Source organism: Alistipes sp. CHKCI003, from assembly GCF_900021155.1.
Classification (GTDB): Bacteria; Bacteroidota; Bacteroidia; order Bacteroidales; family Rikenellaceae; genus Alistipes; species Alistipes excrementavium.
This window is the reverse complement of sequence record NZ_FCNT01000103.1, coordinates 12,579-31,247: the sequence shown is the minus strand read 5'-3', so window position 1 is coordinate 31,247 and position 18,669 is coordinate 12,579. Positions and strand designations below refer to the sequence as shown.

The 18,669-nt window shown below is 66.4% G+C and carries 14 protein-coding genes; 12 read left to right on the top strand and 2 right to left on the bottom strand.

Annotation, left to right across the window (positions count from 1 at the left end):
* From BN3659_RS12665 to BN3659_RS12645, 5 genes are all read left to right on the top strand, one after another.
* Positions 1–915 (top strand): methyltransferase domain-containing protein (locus BN3659_RS12665; RefSeq protein WP_091537384.1); only part of this gene is annotated, 915 nt, incomplete at its 5' end.
* Entirely contained in the window at positions 864–2,219 is a 1,356-nt protein-coding gene (locus BN3659_RS12660; protein WP_224757794.1) for a YihY/virulence factor BrkB family protein, read from the top strand. The genes BN3659_RS12665 and BN3659_RS12660, both read left to right, overlap by 52 nt.
* Positions 2,216–3,007: a Rossmann-like and DUF2520 domain-containing protein gene (locus BN3659_RS12655; protein ID WP_091537380.1), complete on the top strand. Its 792-nt coding sequence runs from the start codon at positions 2,216–2,218 to the stop codon at positions 3,005–3,007. Before BN3659_RS12660 ends, BN3659_RS12655 begins: the two co-directional genes overlap by 4 nt.
* Positions 2,983–3,528, top strand: a complete 546-nt coding sequence (locus tag BN3659_RS12650; protein ID WP_091537379.1) for a KdsC family phosphatase — start codon at positions 2,983–2,985, stop codon at positions 3,526–3,528. Before BN3659_RS12655 ends, BN3659_RS12650 begins: the two co-directional genes overlap by 25 nt.
* Positions 3,529–4,135: 607 nt before the next feature.
* Positions 4,136–4,933: a Cof-type HAD-IIB family hydrolase gene (locus BN3659_RS12645; RefSeq protein WP_091537377.1), complete on the top strand. Its 798-nt coding sequence runs from the start codon at positions 4,136–4,138 to the stop codon at positions 4,931–4,933.
* Positions 4,934–5,823: 890 nt separating this feature from the next.
* On the opposite strand, the gene BN3659_RS12640 is transcribed toward BN3659_RS12645, so the two are convergent.
* Both BN3659_RS12640 and BN3659_RS12635 read right to left on the bottom strand, forming a co-directional pair.
* Positions 5,824–6,816: a GNAT family N-acetyltransferase gene (locus BN3659_RS12640; protein WP_091537375.1), complete on the bottom strand. Its 993-nt coding sequence runs from the start codon at positions 6,814–6,816 to the stop codon at positions 5,824–5,826.
* A gap of 41 nt (positions 6,817–6,857) precedes the next feature.
* Positions 6,858–7,691, bottom strand: coding sequence for an acyltransferase (locus BN3659_RS12635; RefSeq protein WP_091537373.1), 834 nt, complete (start codon positions 7,689–7,691; stop codon positions 6,858–6,860).
* A 133-nt stretch (positions 7,692–7,824) separates the two neighbouring features.
* On the opposite strand from BN3659_RS12635, the gene rsmH reads away from it, so the two are divergent.
* The 7 genes from rsmH (at position 7,825) to BN3659_RS12600 (ending at position 18,661) form a co-directional block, all read left to right on the top strand.
* Positions 7,825–8,739 (top strand): 16S rRNA (cytosine(1402)-N(4))-methyltransferase RsmH, encoded by a 915-nt coding sequence (gene rsmH, locus BN3659_RS12630; protein WP_091537372.1) that lies wholly within the window; start codon positions 7,825–7,827, stop codon positions 8,737–8,739.
* A gap of 8 nt (positions 8,740–8,747) precedes the next feature.
* A complete protein-coding gene (locus BN3659_RS12625) occupies positions 8,748–9,263 on the top strand; it encodes a hypothetical protein (protein ID WP_091537370.1) in 516 nt (171 codons plus the stop codon).
* Between the two features lie 7 nt (positions 9,264–9,270).
* The gene (locus BN3659_RS12620) at positions 9,271–11,526 is read left to right on the top strand and encodes a penicillin-binding protein (protein ID WP_091537369.1); all 2,256 of its coding nucleotides are present in this window, start codon (positions 9,271–9,273) and stop codon (positions 11,524–11,526) included.
* Between the two features lie 698 nt (positions 11,527–12,224).
* Complete coding sequence (locus BN3659_RS12615) at positions 12,225–13,691, top strand: UDP-N-acetylmuramoyl-L-alanyl-D-glutamate--2,6-diaminopimelate ligase (RefSeq protein ID WP_091537368.1); 1,467 nt, start codon at positions 12,225–12,227, stop codon at positions 13,689–13,691.
* A 17-nt stretch (positions 13,692–13,708) separates the two neighbouring features.
* On the top strand, positions 13,709–14,953 hold the full coding sequence (gene mraY, locus BN3659_RS12610; protein ID WP_091537367.1) for a phospho-N-acetylmuramoyl-pentapeptide-transferase: 1,245 nt from the start codon (positions 13,709–13,711) through the stop codon (positions 14,951–14,953).
* A 384-nt stretch (positions 14,954–15,337) separates the two neighbouring features.
* Positions 15,338–16,837 (top strand): UDP-N-acetylmuramoyl-L-alanine--D-glutamate ligase, encoded by a 1,500-nt coding sequence (gene murD / locus BN3659_RS12605; protein WP_091537365.1) that lies wholly within the window; start codon positions 15,338–15,340, stop codon positions 16,835–16,837.
* Positions 16,838–17,440: 603 nt separating this feature from the next.
* Positions 17,441–18,661 carry an FtsW/RodA/SpoVE family cell cycle protein gene (locus BN3659_RS12600; protein WP_091537386.1) on the top strand — a complete coding sequence of 407 codons (1,221 nt, stop codon included), beginning with the start codon at positions 17,441–17,443 and terminating at the stop codon, positions 18,659–18,661.
* Positions 18,662–18,669 lie beyond the last annotated feature (8 nt).

Sequence of the window (18,669 nt, the reverse complement as noted above, 5' to 3'; positions counted from 1 at the left end):
TGGCTCGACCTCACGTGCGGCCTCGGCGTCGATGCGGCGGCGCTCGCCCGCCGTTTCCGGCGGGTCGTGGCGCTCGAACGCGATCCGGTGCTGGCGGCCGTCGCGCAGGAGAATCTGCGGCGCATGGGGATCGGGAACGTCGAGGTGCTTTGCACCTCGGCCGAGGAGTACCTCGCATCGGCCTCCGGGCGGTTCGACTGGGTCTATGCCGATCCCGACCGCCGGAGCGCCGAGGGGCGCAAGCTGGTGCGCCTCGCGGATTGTTCGCCCGACGTCGCGGCTCTCGGGCCTCTGCTGCGCAGGCTTTCGGGGCGGCTGTGCGTGAAGTACTCCCCCTTGTTCGATGTGGACGAGGCGTTCGCTTCGTTCGGCGACTGCGAAGTGGAGGTCGTCTCGCTGGGCGGCGAGTGCAAGGAGGTGGTGGTCTATGCCGACGGACGTCCGCCCCGTCTGACGGCCACGGCCCTCGGACTGGGCTCCTTCACGGTCCTGCGCGGCGAGGCGGACAACACCCCTTGCGGCGGGCCGTTCGAGCCGGAGCGCTGGCGCTGGCTCGTGGTCCCCGACGTGGCGCTCCGGAAGGCGCGGCTCGCGTGCATGGCTCTGCGCGGCAAGGCCTGCATGTGGAGCAACGAGGGCTATGCCTTCGCCTCGGAGGAGCCGCGCGGCGCGATTGGCAGGGTATTGGCAGTCGACCGCATCGAACCTTACGATCCGAAGGCGCTGCGGCGCGAACTGAAGGGGCAGGGAGCCGAACTGCTCAAGCACGACTTCCCGTTCACGACGGCGCAGATCGCCGCACGGACCGGCATCCGCGAAGGCGGGGCGCTGCGGCTGGCCTTCACGAAAATCGGAAGCGAATTTTGGACGATCCGCCTCAAACCGCTACCTTTGCAACAGCCCACCGCAAGTTGACGATGATGAAGCGCATACTCGGATTTTTCACCGACACGGTCTTCCGGCGCGACGCGAGCGAATACCGCAACCCCGTCGTGCGGTGGTGCGTGCAGCAGTATAAGCTCCTCTTCTATACGGCCCGCGGACTCGTAGAACACCGCACGCTGGTGCGCAGCGCGGCGCTCACGTTCTACACGCTGATGTCGATCGTGCCGATCGCCGCCGTGGCCTTCGCCGTGGTGAAAGGGTTCGGACTGGCTGACAGCCTGCTGGAGAACCTCTATTCGCTCTTCCCGCAGAACCCCGAAATCATCGACTACCTCGTGTCCTTTGCCGACCGCGCGCTCGCCCGCACGCAGGGCGGCGTGGTGGCCGTCGTGGCGCTCGGAACGCTCTTCTGGGCCGTCGTCAAGGTGTTCGGCTCGATCGAGAGCGCGTTCAACGATATTTGGGAGGTGCGCGTTACGCGCAGCATCGCGCGGCAGTACACCGACTACATCACCGTCGTGGTCGTGGGGCCGATCCTCTGGGGCATCGCCCATGTCGTGGGCGCGTATGCGGAGGAGCTGCTGGGCGGCAGCGACTCGGAGCCGGTGCTGCTGCTTTCGCGCCTGACGTCGCTGGTCGTAACGTGGATCATGTTCACGTTCCTCTACACGGCCATCCCCAATGCCAAGGTGCGCTTCCGCAGCGCCTTCACGGCCGGTCTCATCGCCGGAACGCTCTTTCTGCTCTTCCAGTGGGGATATGTCTACCTGCAACGCTGGATGACCTCCTACAACGCCATCTACGGCAGTTTCGCGGCGCTGCCTCTCTTCCTCGTCTGGATGCAGACCTCGTGGCAGATCCTGCTGTTCGGCGGCGAACTGTCGTTCGCCTACCAGAACATCGAACGATTCGGCGAGGAGCGCGAATCGCTGCAAGTGAGCTACGATCAGCGGCGCAAGATCATGCTCGCCGCGATGCTGGTCGTCGTGCGCCGCTTCCGCGACGGCGACGGACCTGCGGGCATCGACGAAATCCGCCGCAGGCTGGGGCTGCCGATGCGCATCGTGAGCGACGTGATGTACCAGCTCGTAACGGCCGGACTGCTCGTGGCCGTGCCGACGGACGACTCGGACCGCGAAATGGCCTACACGCCCGCTTGCGACCTCGCGTCGCTCACGGTCTACGGCGTGCTCGAAGCCGCCGACACGCAGGGCCGCACGACCTTCGATCTGAAGACCGTGCCCGAAATGCGGCGCATCGACGAAGAGCTGGAGCGGATCAAGTCGTGCGCCCGGCGATCGGAGGAAAACGTACGTCTCACCGACCTGCTATGACGAATCGGACGGAACCCATACGGACTGTGGCGGTCGTCGGCAGCGGCAACGTGGCCGAAGCGCTGGCCCGCGCCCTCGGGCGTTCGCCGTTCGAACTGGTGGAGGTCTGTGCGCGCAATCCGGTGCGGGGACCCGAGGTCGCGCGCATCGGGGGCTGCGCGTGGTGCGCCGATCCGGCGCGCGCGGCGGCGGCCGACCTCTACCTCGTCGCCGTGAGCGACCGTGCCGTGGCGGAGGCCGCAGGCGCGCTCCGCGTCCCCGAAGGGGCGGTGGTGGCCCACACGGCGGGATGCGTGCCGCTTGAGGCACTCCCCGGCGCGCAGAGGGCCGTCGTCTACCCGTTTCAGACCTTCACGGCCGGCCGCGAGGTCGATTTCGCGGAGGTGCCGCTGCTCGTCGAAGCCTCGGCGCCCGACGTGGCCGTCCGCATCGCGGCCTTCGCCCGCGGGCTGAGCCGCACGGTGCTGCCGGCCGACGCCGCGACGCGGGCCCGCGTCCATCTGGCGGGGGTCTTCGCCTGCAACTTCGCCAACCATCTTTTCGCCCTCGGCGGCCGCATGCTCCGCCAAGCGGGGCTGCCGGAGGGGCTGCTGGGGCCGATCGTCGCGGAGACGGCCGCCAAAGCCGCCGCCGCGGACGATCCGTCCGCCGTGCAGACCGGCCCCGCCGTGCGCGGCGACCGCGCCACGCAGGAGCGCCACCTCGCGCTGCTGGCGGGCGATCCGCTGCTCGAAACGATTTACCGAACGATAACACAAAGCATATGGGAAACTTCAAAGAAGATATAGCCCGCACCGAAGCCTTCATCTTCGATGTGGACGGGGTGATGACCGACGGCGGCATCGTCCCCACGGTCGACGGCGACTTCATCCGCCGCTACGATGCCAAGGACGGGTATGCGCTGGCCTATGCCGTGCGCATGGGGTATAAGATTTGCATCATCACGGGAGGCCGGGGGCGGACGCTCGAACACCGCCTCGGAATGCTCGGCCTCACACGCATATACCTTGATTGCATGGACAAGATGGCGGCCATGCGCGAGTTCTTCGCCGAGGAGGGCGTGGATCCTGCCAATACGATCTACATGGGAGACGATATCCCCGATCTGGAGTGCATGCGGGCCGTGGGAATCCCCGTCTGTCCGGCCGACGCCGCGGCGGAGGTGATCGAGGCGTCGCGCTACGTCTCGGAGTTCCCGGGCGGCCGGGGCGCCGTGCGCGACATCGTGGAGCAGGTGCTCCGCGCACGCGGCGATTGGGCGAAGGACTCGATGGGCGTAACTCCGTCGAAGCTCGCGGCGTCGAGATAGCCGAACGCCCGCTTCGATGGCTCCGGCCGTAATCTCGGGTGCCGTTTCCCGAATCGGGGTGCCGCGACGCGGACGTTTTCCGGCGTCCGTTGCGGGCAGGGTCGGGATGGAGTTCGGCGGCGTGCGGATCGTCCGGTCGCCGCTGGGCTGCGGGCGGCTTTTGCCGTTTCCCGCTGCGGGTCGGTCCGGAAGCGGACACTCCGCGGCAGATGCGGCGGAGAACCGTTTCCGTGCGTCTGCATCCGTGCCGGGCGCGAAGGCGACGGGCGGGCGACCGCCCGTTCGATCGGGTGCGGGCTGAGCGGGGGCGGTTGCGCGGGTGCGGACGTTGCCGGCGAGCCGGGTGCGGATCCGGGGTTGTTCGGATTGTGCCGGCCGGACCGGAAAAATCGGCGATACGGGCCGGAGCGGTTGCACGCCTGTCTTTGCGAAGGCGGTCGTCGGCCGGTCGGCTTCGGCGCCGGAGGCGTCGGCACTCCCTCCGCGGCGGCGGAGCGCACGGCAGAGGCCGCGAATCGGCCGGCATCGGCCAACCGCAGGCATTTTGCGGGAGGGGCGGACAGGCGGTCGGTCTTTCGCGGCGGAATCGAAACTAAACGAAAATGTCATGGAAGTCAAAGCTCTTTTTTTCGACATAGACGGTACGCTGGTGAGCTTCGCCACCCACCGCATGCCCCGCTCGGCCGCCGAAGCCGTCGCTGCGGCGCGTGCCCGCGGCGTAAGGACCTTCATCGCCACGGGCCGCATGCCTTCGCAGGTCGCCGTGGTGGGCGGACTCGCGTTCGACGGCTACATCACCTGCAACGGCGGATGCTGTTTCGACGGTGCTTGGAACGTGCTGGGCCGCACGCCGCTGCCCGGTGAGGATATTCGCCGCCTGCTGGCGTGGCTCGATGCAGGCCACGAGCTCACCGTAACCTATATGTACGAGGACCGGATGACCGTGAACCGCAACGACGAAAAGGTGCTCGCGCTGATGCGGCAATGCGGCGTGGAGACCCCCGTCCTGCGCGATCCGCACGACGCACTGCACGAGCCGGTCTATCAGGCCAGCATCTTCGTCGGACCCGACGAAGAGAGGCGGCTCATGCGCGAGCTGTTTCCCGCATGCGTGTCGAGCCGCTGGCATCCGGCTTTCGCCGACATCAACAGCCGCGGATGCGACAAACGGACCGGCATGGATACGCTGCTCGCCCACTACGGCATTCCGCTCGCGGCGACTATGGCCTTCGGCGACGGCGGCAACGACATCCCGATGCTGCGCCATGCAGCCGTGGGCGTGGCGATGGGCGAGGCGGCCGAGGCGGTGCGCGCAGCCGCGGATCATGTGGCGCCCGCGGTCGACGACGACGGCATCGCCCGCACGCTCGAACGTTACGGCGTGATCGACCCGCGCCGGCCTTAGTTCGGTGTCTCTTCCGGCGGAGGCGCGTGCATGCGTCCCGAGGGTGGGGCGAGGGCCGAAGCCGCGGAGATCGCGGTGTCCGCAACACTCCTTCGTGTCGGTGCGGAGACGGAGGCGGCCGGAGGGGGGCTGCATCGTCGTCGGCCGGATGTCGCTTCGGCCTTCCGTATCGCTCCTCGGCGAACGGGTCCGCGATCCGCGGGCGGAGCCCCGCCCGCGGATCGAAGCCGCCGGGGATGAGGTCTGCGCAACCGGCCGTTTCGCCTGCGGCAGGAGCGGCCGATATGCCTGCGGCAGCGGCGGCCGGGTTCGCGGCGGGTTGCGCAGGCTGACGTCGTCGCCCGTGATGCTTCGCGCATCGGCCCGTTTGTCTTGGAGGCAGGAGATCATTCGGTCCGGCTGCCGGGGATTTTTCGCAAGGGGACGATTTGCATGCTGATCGGCGTTTCGGAAGGGGGCATTTTTTAAATTCTTCGCCCTGCCGGCATTCGTCGCCGCCCGATGCGGCGGAGCGCAATTTTTTTCTTTGTTCCCTACGGAGGCGGAAGGCCATCCGAAGTATCTTTTCTCATTTCTTCGCACCTTTTGCTTCGCCCAAAGGGGTTCAAAGGGGCGGCCGAATGTCGGTAAAGGCTGAACTCGCCGGCCTGACGCTCGGAACGGGCGGCTGTTTGCGGATTCGCCCGCGAACAGCCGCAGCCGCCGGTCTCAGCTCGGCGAGCGAATGCCCCGCCCTGCACTTTCCGCCTTGCGAATGGCTTTGGGTGCCTTTTGACATCGAAGGGTACGAAGCGATCGTTTTGCGGATTACCGACAGGGCTGAGGCCATGCCGGCGACGCCCCGTCCCGTCCGGGGGGGGCGTGCCGCCGCCGTGTCCGGTCGCGCGGGGTCAGCTTCTGCGTTTGATCTTGATGGATTTCAGGTGTTCGGCGAGGCGCTGGCGGAACTCCGCGCGCCGGGCCGCGAGGTTCTGGCGCCATCCCTCCCAGCGGGTATAGCGGTTGCGCTTCTCGGGGTAGATGTCGGGGATGGTAACGAGGATGCCCGTCTCCTCCACTCCGCCGAAATCGGGGTTGGCGAAGGTGTCGAAGACCTTCATCGTGGGCGAAAGGTTCATGTAGGCGTTGATCAGCGGCGGAATCGTTTCGTTGAATTCGCGGATTTTGCGGATCAGGATGCGGTAGTTTTCCTGATAGTCTTCGCCCGTGAACAGCCGCTCGTAATAGGGGTCGTCGAGGTCCAGCTCCAGCGGCCGGATGGCCTTCACCAGTCCGTCGCGGTCGGGGAAGTAGCGGCGCAGGAACCAGATCAGGGCGTTGCGCGCTACGGCCTTGTAGGTGGTGTACATCGTTACCTTGCCGAAGAGGTACCGGGCGTCGGGGTTCAGCACGATCAGCGCCCCCAAGCCGTCCCAGAGATTGTCGAGCGCATAGAGGCTCTTGGGATTCTGCCGCACCTGATAGCGCACCTGCACGAACGAACGCCCCAGCTCGATGGTGTGGGGCAGATATTCGCGGCGGAACTGCTCGCTGAAGACGAAGTAGTGCTCCGTAGAGAGGTGGCGGGGCGTTTCGGAGGTGCAGACGATGAAGCGGTAGCCGCCGACGATCTCCTCGGCCGCAGGGTCCCAGACGATGAGCTGGTAGTAGCCGTCGCCGGCGAGGTCCTCGGCGTCGATGTCGAGGGCGAGGCCCGTGCCGCCGCCGCCCGTGCGGAACGCCTCTTCGCGCAGCCGCCCGATCTCGCGCATGAGCGAAGGACATTCGGTGGCGGTGAAGATGTAGATTTCGTTGCCGGCCTTGTGCGTGTCGCGGGCCTTGCGGGCGGGGGTCAGCTCGGCCCGCAGCAAGGCGCGGTCGACGGGGGGAATGATCGTCTCCATAACGTTGCTTGATCCTGACTTCGGGTGCAAAAATAGGTTTTTTACGGCTTCGCAGGAACGTCGGCGAGCGTATTTTGCAAAAAATACGCCTTTCTGCGCACGTAGTCGGCCTGCTCGCGCAGGGTTCCCTGCGCCCCCAGTTCCGACGGCGGGATCGGATCGCCGAAGACGATGCGGAAGTGTTTGCCGCCCTGCGAAAACATCTCGTCGGGGAGCCACAGCATCTCGATGTTGAACCCGATGCCCAGCCGGCGGCGCAGGTTGGCTGCGCGGTAGAAGAAGTCCGAAAGCGCGCCCTCCACGAAAACCGGGACCACTGCGCGCTGCGAGGCATGGGCTTTCTTCAGGAAGCTCGTCTTCCACTCGGGGTCTTCCACCACGCCGTGTGGGCGGCGCGAGCAGAGGCCCGCGGGGAAGGTGAGGATCGGCCGGTCGCCGGCGAACTCGGCGTCGAAACGGCGGGCGTAGTCGGCGCTCTGCATGCCGTGTTTGTTGACCGGAATCCAGAGCGGGTTGAGCGGTTCTAGGTAGGTCAGAAGGTCGTTGACCACCACGCGGGCGTCGCCGAAGCGGCCGATCAGCTCGTCGGCCAGCATCATCCCGTCCATGCCTCCGAACGGGTGGTTCGAGGCGAAGAGGTAGCGGCCCGCCGGATCGAGCCGGTCGAGGCCCGCGGAGGAGTAGGTAACCCCCCACTCGCGGAAACAGGCGCGGATGAACGCCTGCGGGGGTAGATCCCAGTAGGTGCGCAGGATGTGGTTGATGTCGCGCTCGCGGACGGTGCGGCGAAGCCACTCGACCGCCCAATGCGGAACGTAGCGCGCGATGCGGGGCGCCTTGGCCGCAAGCACCGCGCCGACGTCGATTTCGGGCATGGCGTATCGTTTTGAGCGAACGGCCGCCGAGGCCGGCACGGGCCGTCCGGTTCGTAATTATATGTACAAATATAGGAATTCTTTTCCGAAATTTGCCTAACTTTACACCCGAATCGACAGTTGCCGCCCGACTATGTCCGAATATCGAAACGAATACCACACTCCTGTACTCTTGGAGGAGGCCGTCGCGCTGATGGAAATCGGCCCCGCGCAGACCTGCGTCGACCTGACGTTCGGCGGCGGCGGACACTCGCGCCGCATCCTCCGTGCGCTCGGTCCCGAGGGACGGCTCTACGCTTTCGATCAGGACCGCGACGCCCGCGCCAACTGTCCGGACGATCCGCGTTTCCATTTCGTAGAGAGCAATTTCCGCTTCATGCGGGGAGCGCTCCGGCTGCGGGGTGTCGGGGAGGTCGATGCCGTGCTGGCCGATCTGGGCGTCTCGTCGCACCACTTCGATGTTGCGGAGCGGGGCTTTTCGTTCCGCGGCAGCGCGCCGCTCGACATGCGCATGAACCGGCGCGGCGCGTTCACGGCAGCCGATCTGGTCAACCGCTACTCCAATGCGGAACTCACGCGCGTGCTGCGCAACTGGGGCGAACTGGAGACCCCGTGGAAGGCGGCCAACTGCATCGAGCGGGCCCGTGCCGCACGACCCCTTGCGACGACGGCCGATCTGGTGGAGGCCGTGCGTCCGTGCACTCCGAAAAAGGACGAAGCCAAATTCCTCACCAAACTCTTCCAAGCCCTCCGCATCGAGGTCAACGGCGAGCTGGAGGCCCTGAAGATGGCGCTCGAACAGAGCCTTCGGGTGCTCCGCCCGGGAGGCCGGCTGGCGGTCATCTCCTATCATTCGCTCGAAGACCGGCTGGTGAAGAACTTCATGCGCAGCGGCAACTTCGACGGACGTGTGGAGAAGGATTTCTACGGCCGTCCCGCGGTGCCGTTCGAGCCGGTTACGCGCAAGGCCGTAACTCCGTCCGCGGAGGAGGTGGCCCGCAACCCCCGTTCGCGTTCGGCCCGTCTGCGCTGCGCCCGCAAACTCTGACCGCCGCCATGAAACACGACCACGAATTCGATCCCGTAACGCCCGAGGAGCTCGCCGAACGCGAGCGCGAAGCCGATTTGGCCCGCAAGATCCGCCGCGAAGTGCTGCGGGTCCAGCGCGGCGAGGCCGACGAAGAGATCCGTGCCGACGAGGAGCGCGAAGCCGCGGAGCGGGCCGAGGAGGAGGCCCGCGAGCGGCGCGAACGCCGTCGCCGTTCGAGCGCCCTGTGGCAACTCGTGTCGGGGACGATTCTCGTGCGCGAGGGCAGCTCGGAGTACTACCGCTATCTGATTTGCATCGCGGCGATGTTCTTCCTGAGCATCGTGGTGATGTTCACCTCGCTGCACCTCGACATGCGCTACTCGCGGCTCGAACGCGACGTGCAGCTGCTGCGCGAGCGTTCGATCCGTCTCGAGGAGCAGCGCTACCGCCGGACCACCCATTCGGCTGTGGTCGAACGGCTGCGGGAACGCGGCATCGACCTCTGCGATCCGATCGCGCCGAGCGAAATCATCGAAGACTGATTGTGCCATGAAGGAGGGAAAGTCAAAGATCAAGAGCGACATTCTGCTGCGCGTGCGGCTGCTCTACCTGCTGTTCATCGGGATCGGGATCGCGGTGCTCGGGCGTCTGGTGTGGGTGCAGATGTTCAGCTCCGAGGTCGACTACAACGCCCGCCGGCTCGAAAGCCGCATCTTCACCGAGGAGATCCTGCCCGCACAGCGGGGCAGCATCCTCGCCCGCAACGGCGAGCCGCTGGCCGTCTCGATGTTCCGCTATCAGGTGGAGATGGATTTCGGCAGCCCGGGGCTCGACTCGCTCGGGACCTTCCGCGAGCAGAGCGACTCGCTCGCCAAGCTCCTCGCTTCGTTCTTCCGCGACCGCACCGCGGCCCAATACCGCGAATTCTTCCGCACCTCCCATGCGCGGCACTACCGGCTGGTCAACGGCCGCGACACTTCGGTGCTGCGCGACGAGGGTTTCTTCGCCCGGCTGCTGAACCGTCTGCGCGGCGAGGAGTACGTGAAGCGCCGCATCTACGACACGATCCGCGACCACACGCCCGTAAAGCTCTTTCCGCGCGAGGTGGACTACAACGAATGGCAGGAGCTGCGCAAATACCCCATCCTCAACTGGAACATGGGCATGGTCTACAACCTCGTGCGCCACGACCGGCGCATCTACCCGCAGGGCGAGCTGGCGCGCCGCACGATCGGCCTCACGGGCGACCGCGGCAACTACGGCATCGAGGCCGTCTGGCGCGAGACGCTCGCCGGGCGCGACGGCCGGGCCGTGCGGCAGCGCATCGCCCGCGGATTCTCGGGCCGCGTGGTCGGAAGCGGCGAGGACCCGGTGGACGGCGCCGACGTGGTCTCGACGCTCGACCTCGACCTGCAGGACGTGGCGGACAAGACTCTGCGCCGGCAGCTCGAAAGACAGAACGCGCTGTGGGGCACGACGATCGTGATGGAGGTGCAGACGGGCGAGATCCTCGCGCTGGTGAACCTCGGTCGCAACTCGCGCGGCGAATACGTCGAAAATACGAATTACGCCATCGCCAAACGGGCCGAGCTGGGCTCGGTCTTCAAGCTGGCGACGATGCTCGCCCTCGTGGAGGACGCCGACATGCCCCTGTCGACCGTCTACGACACGGGCGACGGACGCCCCGTCGCGGTGGGCGGCGCACCGGTGCGGGACGCTCACGGCGGCCACCGCGAGATGGATTTCCGCACGGCGGCGGCCCAATCGTCCAACGTCTACTTCGCCGAGGCGGTGGTCGAACGCTACGCCGACCGCAAGGAGCGTTACACCGACTTCCTGCGCAAGCTCCGCCTCGACCGCACCGTGGGACTCGAAGCCTACGGCGAGCGGGCGCCCTACCTGCCCTCGGACTGGCGGAAGATCGGCGGCGCGAATCAGGCCCTCGCCCGCCTCGCGTTCGGCTATGTCGCGGAACTCACGCCGATGCAGATGCTCACGCTCTACAATGCCGTGGCCAACGACGGGTGCATGGTCGCGCCGCGGCTCGTGCGCGAGATCCGGCGGGGCGGCGTGCTCGAAGAGCGTTTCCGTCCCGAGGTGCTCGAAGAGCGCATCTGTTCGCCCGCGACGATCCGCACCGTGCGGGAGCTGCTCGAAGAGGTCTGCCGCAGCGGCACGGGGGCGCCCTACTTCCGCGACACGACCCTTTTCCGCGCCGCGGGCAAGACCGGGACGGCGCAGTTCGCGCAGGACGGAATCCGCTATTCCGACGGCTACTACATGGGCAGCATGGTGGTCTACTTTCCGGCCGAGGAACCCCGCTATACGATCCTCACGACCATCCACACCCGCCGACAGGGCGGCAAGGCCTACTACGGCGGGCCGCTCGCGGGCCCCGTGGTGAAGCGGATGGCCGGCTACATCTACCACCGCGAGCACGACTGGCATGCACGGGTCGGGAGCACGGGCGAGCGGCACCACCCCGTGCGGATCAAGGGGGGCGACATCGCTCAGGTGCGCCGTGTGGCCGGCAAGCTCGGATCGCCCGATGTGGAGTACGACAGCCGCACGGGCTGGGGCCGCGCCGAGGTGGACAGCGCCGCACGTGTGCGCATCACGGCGCTGCCGCAGGATTTCGAGACCGTGCCCGACGTGCGCGGCATGGGGCTCAAGGACGCGCTCTTCCTGATGGAGCAGCGCGGACTGCGGGTTTCGTTCACCGGAACGGGTGCCGTGCGGGAGCAGAGTCTCGCGCCGAACAGCCGTGCCGTGGCGGGACGGACGGTCCGCCTGACGCTGCGGTAGCGGAACAGGGGGCGGATGGCCGGCATTGCTGAAGCAATGTCGGAAAAGAGATATGTGAAAAGGGGGAAGGAACTATTTTTTGTACCTTTTGCTCCGCCAAAAGGTGTGCAAAAGGCGGCCGAATGTCGGAAAAGGCTGAAACCGACGGACTAACGCCCGAAGCGGGCGATTAACCGCGGGGGGCGCACGCGCCCCGTTCCCGTTTCCTGCCGCTTTTAGTCCGGCGGGTTCCGAGACGCCTTTCCCGACGTTCGGGGGGGGGGAGAAAGACAGGACGCGAAGTTTATAAACACATCCGCGCAGCGGATACAGAAACTCCGCAACGTGAAAAGTGCGGAATGAGGACGGAGCGAAGGCGAGCGTTGAAAAACGGGGAAGGTTTAACGGTTTACTGGTAGACCCGCGCAGCCGCCCGTTTCGGCTCGGCGAGCGAACGGCCCCGCGGCTTTTCGCCTTGCCAATGTTTTTCGGTACCTTTCGACACCGAAAGGTACCGAAAAGAAAGACTATTTTTGCAACCGGTTTTTTGATGCATTCGCGGTTCGTCGCCGGCGGAGGGCTGCCTGACTTGCAAAGGTTCGCGCGCATCCTCTGCCGGAGGCTGCGGCCCGCGCGGCTCCGAAGAGCCGTAGTTCGGGATGCGGACCGGCTCGGTGTAACGAAGCGCATGATTGGTAAAGAGAAAATACGATATTGAAATGAAGAGACTTTCATTCGGCCGAACGGCCGTCCGGCGGATCGTGGGACCCGCCGAACGGGAGATCGCCAAACTCACGTACGACTCGCGGCGCGTGGAGCGCGGCGACTGTTTTTTCGCCGTGGCGGGCACGCAGTGCGACGGCCACGACTTCATCCCCGCAGCCGTCGGGCGGGGTGCGGCGGCCGTGGTTTGCCAGCGGTTGCCCGAGGTGCTCGCGCCTGCGGTAACGTACGTCGAGGTGGCCGACACGAACGCCGCGATGGCCGATCTGGCGGCCGCCTTCTACGACGATCCGAGCCGCGAGCTGAAGGTCGTGGGCATCACGGGCACCAACGGCAAGACCACGACCGCGACGCTGCTGCACGATCTGTTCCGCGCGCTGGGCTACGAGGCGGGGCTGATCTCGACGGTGGTCTACCGCATCGGCGGCCGCGAGACCGAGGCCACGCACACCACGCCCGACGCCATCCGCCTCAACGCCATGATGCGCGAGATGGCCGACGCGGGGTGCGCCTACTGCTTCATGGAGTGTTCGTCGCACGCCATCGTGCAGGAGCGCATCCGCGGGCTGCGTTTCGCGGGGGGCATCTTCTCGAACATCACCCACGATCACCTCGACTACCACAAGACCTTCGCCGAGTACATCCGCGCCAAGAAGCTCTTCTTCGACGCCCTGCCCGCCGGTGCCTTCGCCCTCACGAACATCGACGACCGCAACGGCCGCGTGATGGTGCAGAACACCGCGGCGACGGTCCGCACCCTCTCGCTGCGCTCGGCGGCCGACTTCCGCTGCCGGATCGTCGAGCAGCACCCCGACGGCATGCTGCTGCGCATCGACGGCGACGAGGCGTGGTTCCGGTTCCTCGGCCGCTTCAACGCCTACAACCTGCTGACGGTCTATGCCGCGGCGCGGCTGCTGGGGCAGGACAAGCGGGAGGTGTTGCAGGCCATGAGCACCCTCGCGCCCGTGAGAGGCCGCTTCGAGACGATCCGCGCGGCGGACGGCACGACGGCCGTCGTCGACTATGCCCACACGCCCGATGCGCTGGAGAACGTGCTGCGCACGATCGGGGAGATCCGCCGGCCGGGGCAGCGGCTGATCGTCGTCTGCGGCTGCGGCGGCGACCGCGACCGCACCAAGCGGCCCGAGATGGCGGCGATCGCCGTGAAGTATGCCGATACGGCCGTCTTCACCTCCGACAACCCCCGCCGCGAGGAGCCCGAGGCGATTCTGGACGAGATGGTCGCGGGGCTCGATCCGAAGGCCCGTTACCTCCGGATCGCCGACCGCGCCGAAGCGATCCGCACGGCCTCGATGCTCGCCGCCGCGGGCGACATCCTTCTCGTGGCCGGCAAAGGCCACGAGACCTATCAGATCGTCGGCAACGAGAAGCGCCGCTTCGACGACCGCGAAGAGGTGAGCCGCTGCTTCGCGGCCGCCCACAACCCGAATCCACGAAGCTAAACCGCTGATAAGAGAAAATGTTCTACCATCTGTTCCAATACCTCGACCGTCTCTACAACATTCCGGGCACGGGCATGTTCCAATACATTTCGTTCCGTGCGGCGGCGGCCGTGATCCTCGCGCTGCTCGTCGTCGTCATTTTCGGCCGCCGCATCATCGACTTCCTGCGCCGCCAGCAGATCGGCGAGGAGATCCGCGACCTCGGACTCGAAGGGCAGCTCCAGAAACGGGGCACGCCGACGATGGGCGGCGTCATCATCCTCGTGGCCATACTCGTGCCGATCCTTCTGTTCGGGCGGCTCGACAACGTTTACGTCCAACTGATGATCGGCTCGACCCTGTGGCTCGGGTTCATCGGCGGGCTGGACGACTACATCAAGGTCTTCCGGCACCACAAGGAGGGGCTCAAGGGGCGTTTCAAGATCGTCGGACAGGTCGGTCTCGGACTGATCGTCGGCACGACCATGTGGCTCTCGGACGACATCGTCGTGCGCGACAAGGTCGTGGACCCGATCGAAACGGTCTACTGCAACGACGAGGGCGAGGTGATCGCCAGCCACACGCGCAACGTGGTGGTCAGCTCCGAACGCATCAAGACCACGCAGACCACGATCCCCTTCATCAAGAACAACGAATTCGACTACCGCTGGCTCACCGGAGGCCGCGATACGGCGGCATGGCTCCTCTACGTCGCCGTGGCGATCCTCGTCATCACGGCCGTCTCGAACGGCGCCAACCTCACCGACGGGCTCGACGGACTGGCCACGGGCGTCTCGGTCCCGATCGTCGCGGTGCTCGGCGCACTGGCCTATCTGTCGGGCCACATCGTCTATGCCGACTACCTCAACATCATGTACATCCCCGACGCGGGCGAGCTGGTGGTCTTCGCCGCCGCGATGGCCGGAGCGCTGATCGGCTTCCTGTGGTACAACTCCTATCCGGCGCAGATCTTCATGGGCGACACGGGGTCGCTCTCGATCGGCGGCATCATCGCCGTCTTCGCCCTCTGCATCCGCAAGGAACTGCTGCTGCCGCTGCTGTGCGGGGTCTTCCTCGCGGAGAGCCTCTCGGTGATGATGCAGGTCTCCTACTTCAAATACACCAAGCGCAGATACGGCGAGGGGCGCCGCATCCTTCTGATGTCGCCCCTGCACCACCACTATCAGAAAAAGGGAATCTTCGAGACGAAGATCGCCACGCGCTTCTGGATCGTCTCGCTGCTGCTGGCGGCCATAACGCTCGTAACGCTGAAAATACGGTAGGAGGAGGATCGGGCATGACGTTCGGCGAACGCACGTTTTCGCGCCGTCTGCGGCATCGCCCGGCGATGCGGACGGTTCGCCGCGAAGGGCGGCGGCGAACCGCACGACGCGGCTGGTCCGCGTCCGTCCTTCGGCCGGCACCGGACGCGGACGACGGTCCGGGCGCCCGGCCGCTCGTCGGGGCGATCGGGAACGACAGGTTGCAGCCCCACGCGCGGAGGGCTGTCCAGCGCCTCTGCCGGAGGCTGCGAACGAATCGCCGGCGGAACGAGGCCCGATACCGGACGCGGCCGACGAGCCCCCCCCTCCTCCCGGGCGCGACACGCGGCGGAAGCCGGCGTGTGCGACCGGAGGCGGAAATGATCGGAATCAAACGAACCGAATATGAAAAATATCGTCGTATTGGGCGGCGGCATCAGCGGCTACGGCTCCGCGATCCTCGCCAAGAAAAAGGGATTCGGGGTCTTCCTCTCCGACAGCGGCCGCATCGCCGACCGTTACAGGGCGCGGCTTGAGGAGTGGCAGGTCCCCTACGAAGAGGGCGGCCACACGCTCGAACGCATCCTCGCGGCCGCGGAGGTGATCAAGTCGCCCGGCATTCCCGAGACGGCGCCCGTCGTGCGGGCCGTGCGCGAGGCGGGCATCCCCATCATCTCGGAGATCGAATTCGCGGGCCGCTATCTCGACGGTGCGCGCACGATCTGCATCACCGGATCGAACGGCAAGACCACCACTACGTCGCTCGTCTACAAGATCCTGCGCGACGCAGGATACAACGCAGCCCTCGGCGGCAACATCGGCGAGAGTTTCGCCTACTCCGTCGCCACGGGCCGTTACGACTGGTATGTATTGGAGCTGAGCTCGTTCCAGCTCGACGGCATGTACCGTTTCCGCGCCGACATCGCCATTCTGACGAACATCACGCCCGACCACCTCGACCGTTACGGCCACTGCTTCCAGAACTATGTCGATGCGAAGATGCGGATCGTGCGGAACCAGCATTCGCGCTGCGCGTTCATCTATTCGGCGGACGATCCCGTGATCGCGGCCGAACTGCCGAAATACGACCTTCGGATGCGTGAGCTGCCCTTCGCGGCCAAGCAGGCCGTGGCCAGCGGCGCGGGCGACGCCTTCCTCTGCGACGGCCGCTTCACCGCCGCCGTGGGCTGCGCCTCGGTGGAGGTCGATACAGCGAAGATGCGCATCGGCGGACTCCACAACGCCTACAACGCGATGGCGGCGGCCCTCGCGGCGCTCGCGGCGGGCGTGCGGCCTGTGCAGGTGCGCAAGTCGCTCTATGCGTTCGCCCCCGTGGAACACCGCCTCGAACCCGTGGGCGAATACGGCGGCGTGGAGTGGATCAACGACTCGAAGGCCACCAACGTCGATTCGGTGTGGTATGCCCTCGAAAGCATGAAGCGGCCTTTGGTCTGGATCGCCGGCGGCACGGACAAGGGCAACGACTACGGACCTCTGAAGGAGTTCGCCCGCGAGAAGGTGCACACGCTCGTCTGCATGGGGTTCGACAACGAAAAACTCCTCGGCGAGTTTACGGGCGTAGTGCCCCGGATCGTCTCCGCCTCCTCGTTCGGGGAGGCGATGGAGGCGGCCCGGCGGGCCGCCCGGCCGGGCGATACGGTGCTGCTCTCGCCGGCATGCGCCAGCTTCGATCTTTTCGAGAACTACGAGCAGCGCGGGCGGATGTTCAGGCAGTGGGTGAAAGACCGCGCTGCCGACGGGGCGGGTGCGGAGCCGGACGCTGTTCGGACGGTGCCGGAGCGGGACCGCGTGCGGGAAAACGACATTGGCGACGGGGCGGACGCGGCGCGGCGCCTGCCCGGAGATTGTACGGACGCGGAAATGTCTGTAAAAAACGATGCGTAACCGATGGCTTGGGAACGTAATGGAATAAACGGGCAGCCCGCACGGCCGGAGCGCGGCACGGCCGGAGCGCGGCACGCGGGCGGGGAGGTGCAAGATCCCGAAAGAGTGCCGCATGACGGCAATGCGCGCGCCGACGACAGTTGGCTCTCCGACAGCGACCGGCGGGCGGGAGCCGGTCTGCGGCATGCGCCGGGGAGCGCCGGGGCCGGCCGGCAGGGCCGGCGGGATCGCGCCGACGGGCCGGACGAAGCGCCGTGGTACGACGCTCCGCGGCCGGCGGCATACGGCCGGGACGATGATCCGGAGCCTGCCCGCGGCGGATCGGACGGGAGAGGTTACGGAGCGCCTTACGGTTTCGGACGGACGGATGCGGACCGGCGTTCCGGAGAGACTGTCCGGGCCGGCGCGCGGGCGGCGGACGGAACGTCCGGATGCGCCGCAGCGGACCGGGACCGTGCCCGGACGGGTTTCGAAGGTTCCGGGGATTTCGCTTCCGGGGCGCGGCGCCGCACGCCGGGCGGCGGAAGAGACGCTGCGGACGCGCTCGGGGCGGAAGGGGACCGAAAGGCGGGAAATGCGGCCGATGCTTCGGGCGACCGTCCGCTGCGCATCTTCACGGGCGACCGCGTGTTGTGGATCATCGTCGCGGCGCTGGCCGTGATTTCGATCCTCGTGGTCTACTCCTCGACTGCGAAGATGGCCTACGACGCTCATGCGGCCCGCACCACGTCGCACTTTCTGAAGCAGCAGGTGATGATCCTCACGGTGAGTCTGGGGCTGATGATCGCGGTCCACAAGATCAACTGCCGCGTCTACAACCACCTCGCCGTGCCGGCCTACGTGCTGAGCGTGCTGCTGACGGCGGCCGTCTACTTCATCGGCGCCACGACCAACGGGGCGGCCCGCTGGATTCCGATCGGTCCCTTTCAGTTCCAGCCTTCGGAGGCGCTCAAGGTGGCCACGGTGCTCTTTCTCGCGCGGCAGCTCGCGGGCCGGCAGTCGAAGATCGACCGGATACGGATCGTCCCTTCGTGGCGGTTCTGGACATGGCGGAGCTCCCCCGCGCAGCGCAGGATCTGGCGCGAGGGGACGGTGCCGATCCTGCTGCCCGTCGTGCTCTCGTGTCTGGTGATCTTCCCGGCCCACACCTCGTCGGCCGTGCTGGTCTTCGCCGCTTCGTGGGTGATGATGCTCATCGGGCGGGTGCGGATCGGCGAACTGCTCAAACTCGTGGGCTGGGCCGCGGCAGGCATCGTACTGATTATGGCGCTCAATCTGGGCCGCAGTGAGACCGCCGAGGGGCGCGTCTCGACGTGGATCCATCTCTGGACCCGCTCGCAGACCGAAAAACCCATCGAACACCTCACCGACACGGAGCGCTCGATGATCGCCATACACAACGGCGGCATCTTGGGCAAAGGGGCCGGACAGAGCGACATACGCGTGGAGATGATCCATCCCGAGAGCGACTATGCCTATGCCTTCTTCGTCGAGGAGTACGGCATCGTGCTGGCCGCGGCGCTGCTCATGCTTTATCTTTGGATCTTCTTCCGCGCCATCGAGATCTTCCGCCGCTGCGGCACGGCCTTCCCGGGACTGCTGGTGCTCGGGCTCGCGCTGCTGATTACCTGTCAAGCCCTGCTGCACATCATGGTAACGGTGAACCTGATCCCCGAAACGGGGCAGACGCTACCCCTCATCTCGCGCGGCGGCTCGTCGGTGCTCTTCACCACGATCGCCCTCGGCATGATCCTCAGCGTCAGCCGCCAGAACGACGAACAATCGCACGACACTCCGAAAAACGAATCCATCTACGAAAAATAACGCAAAGC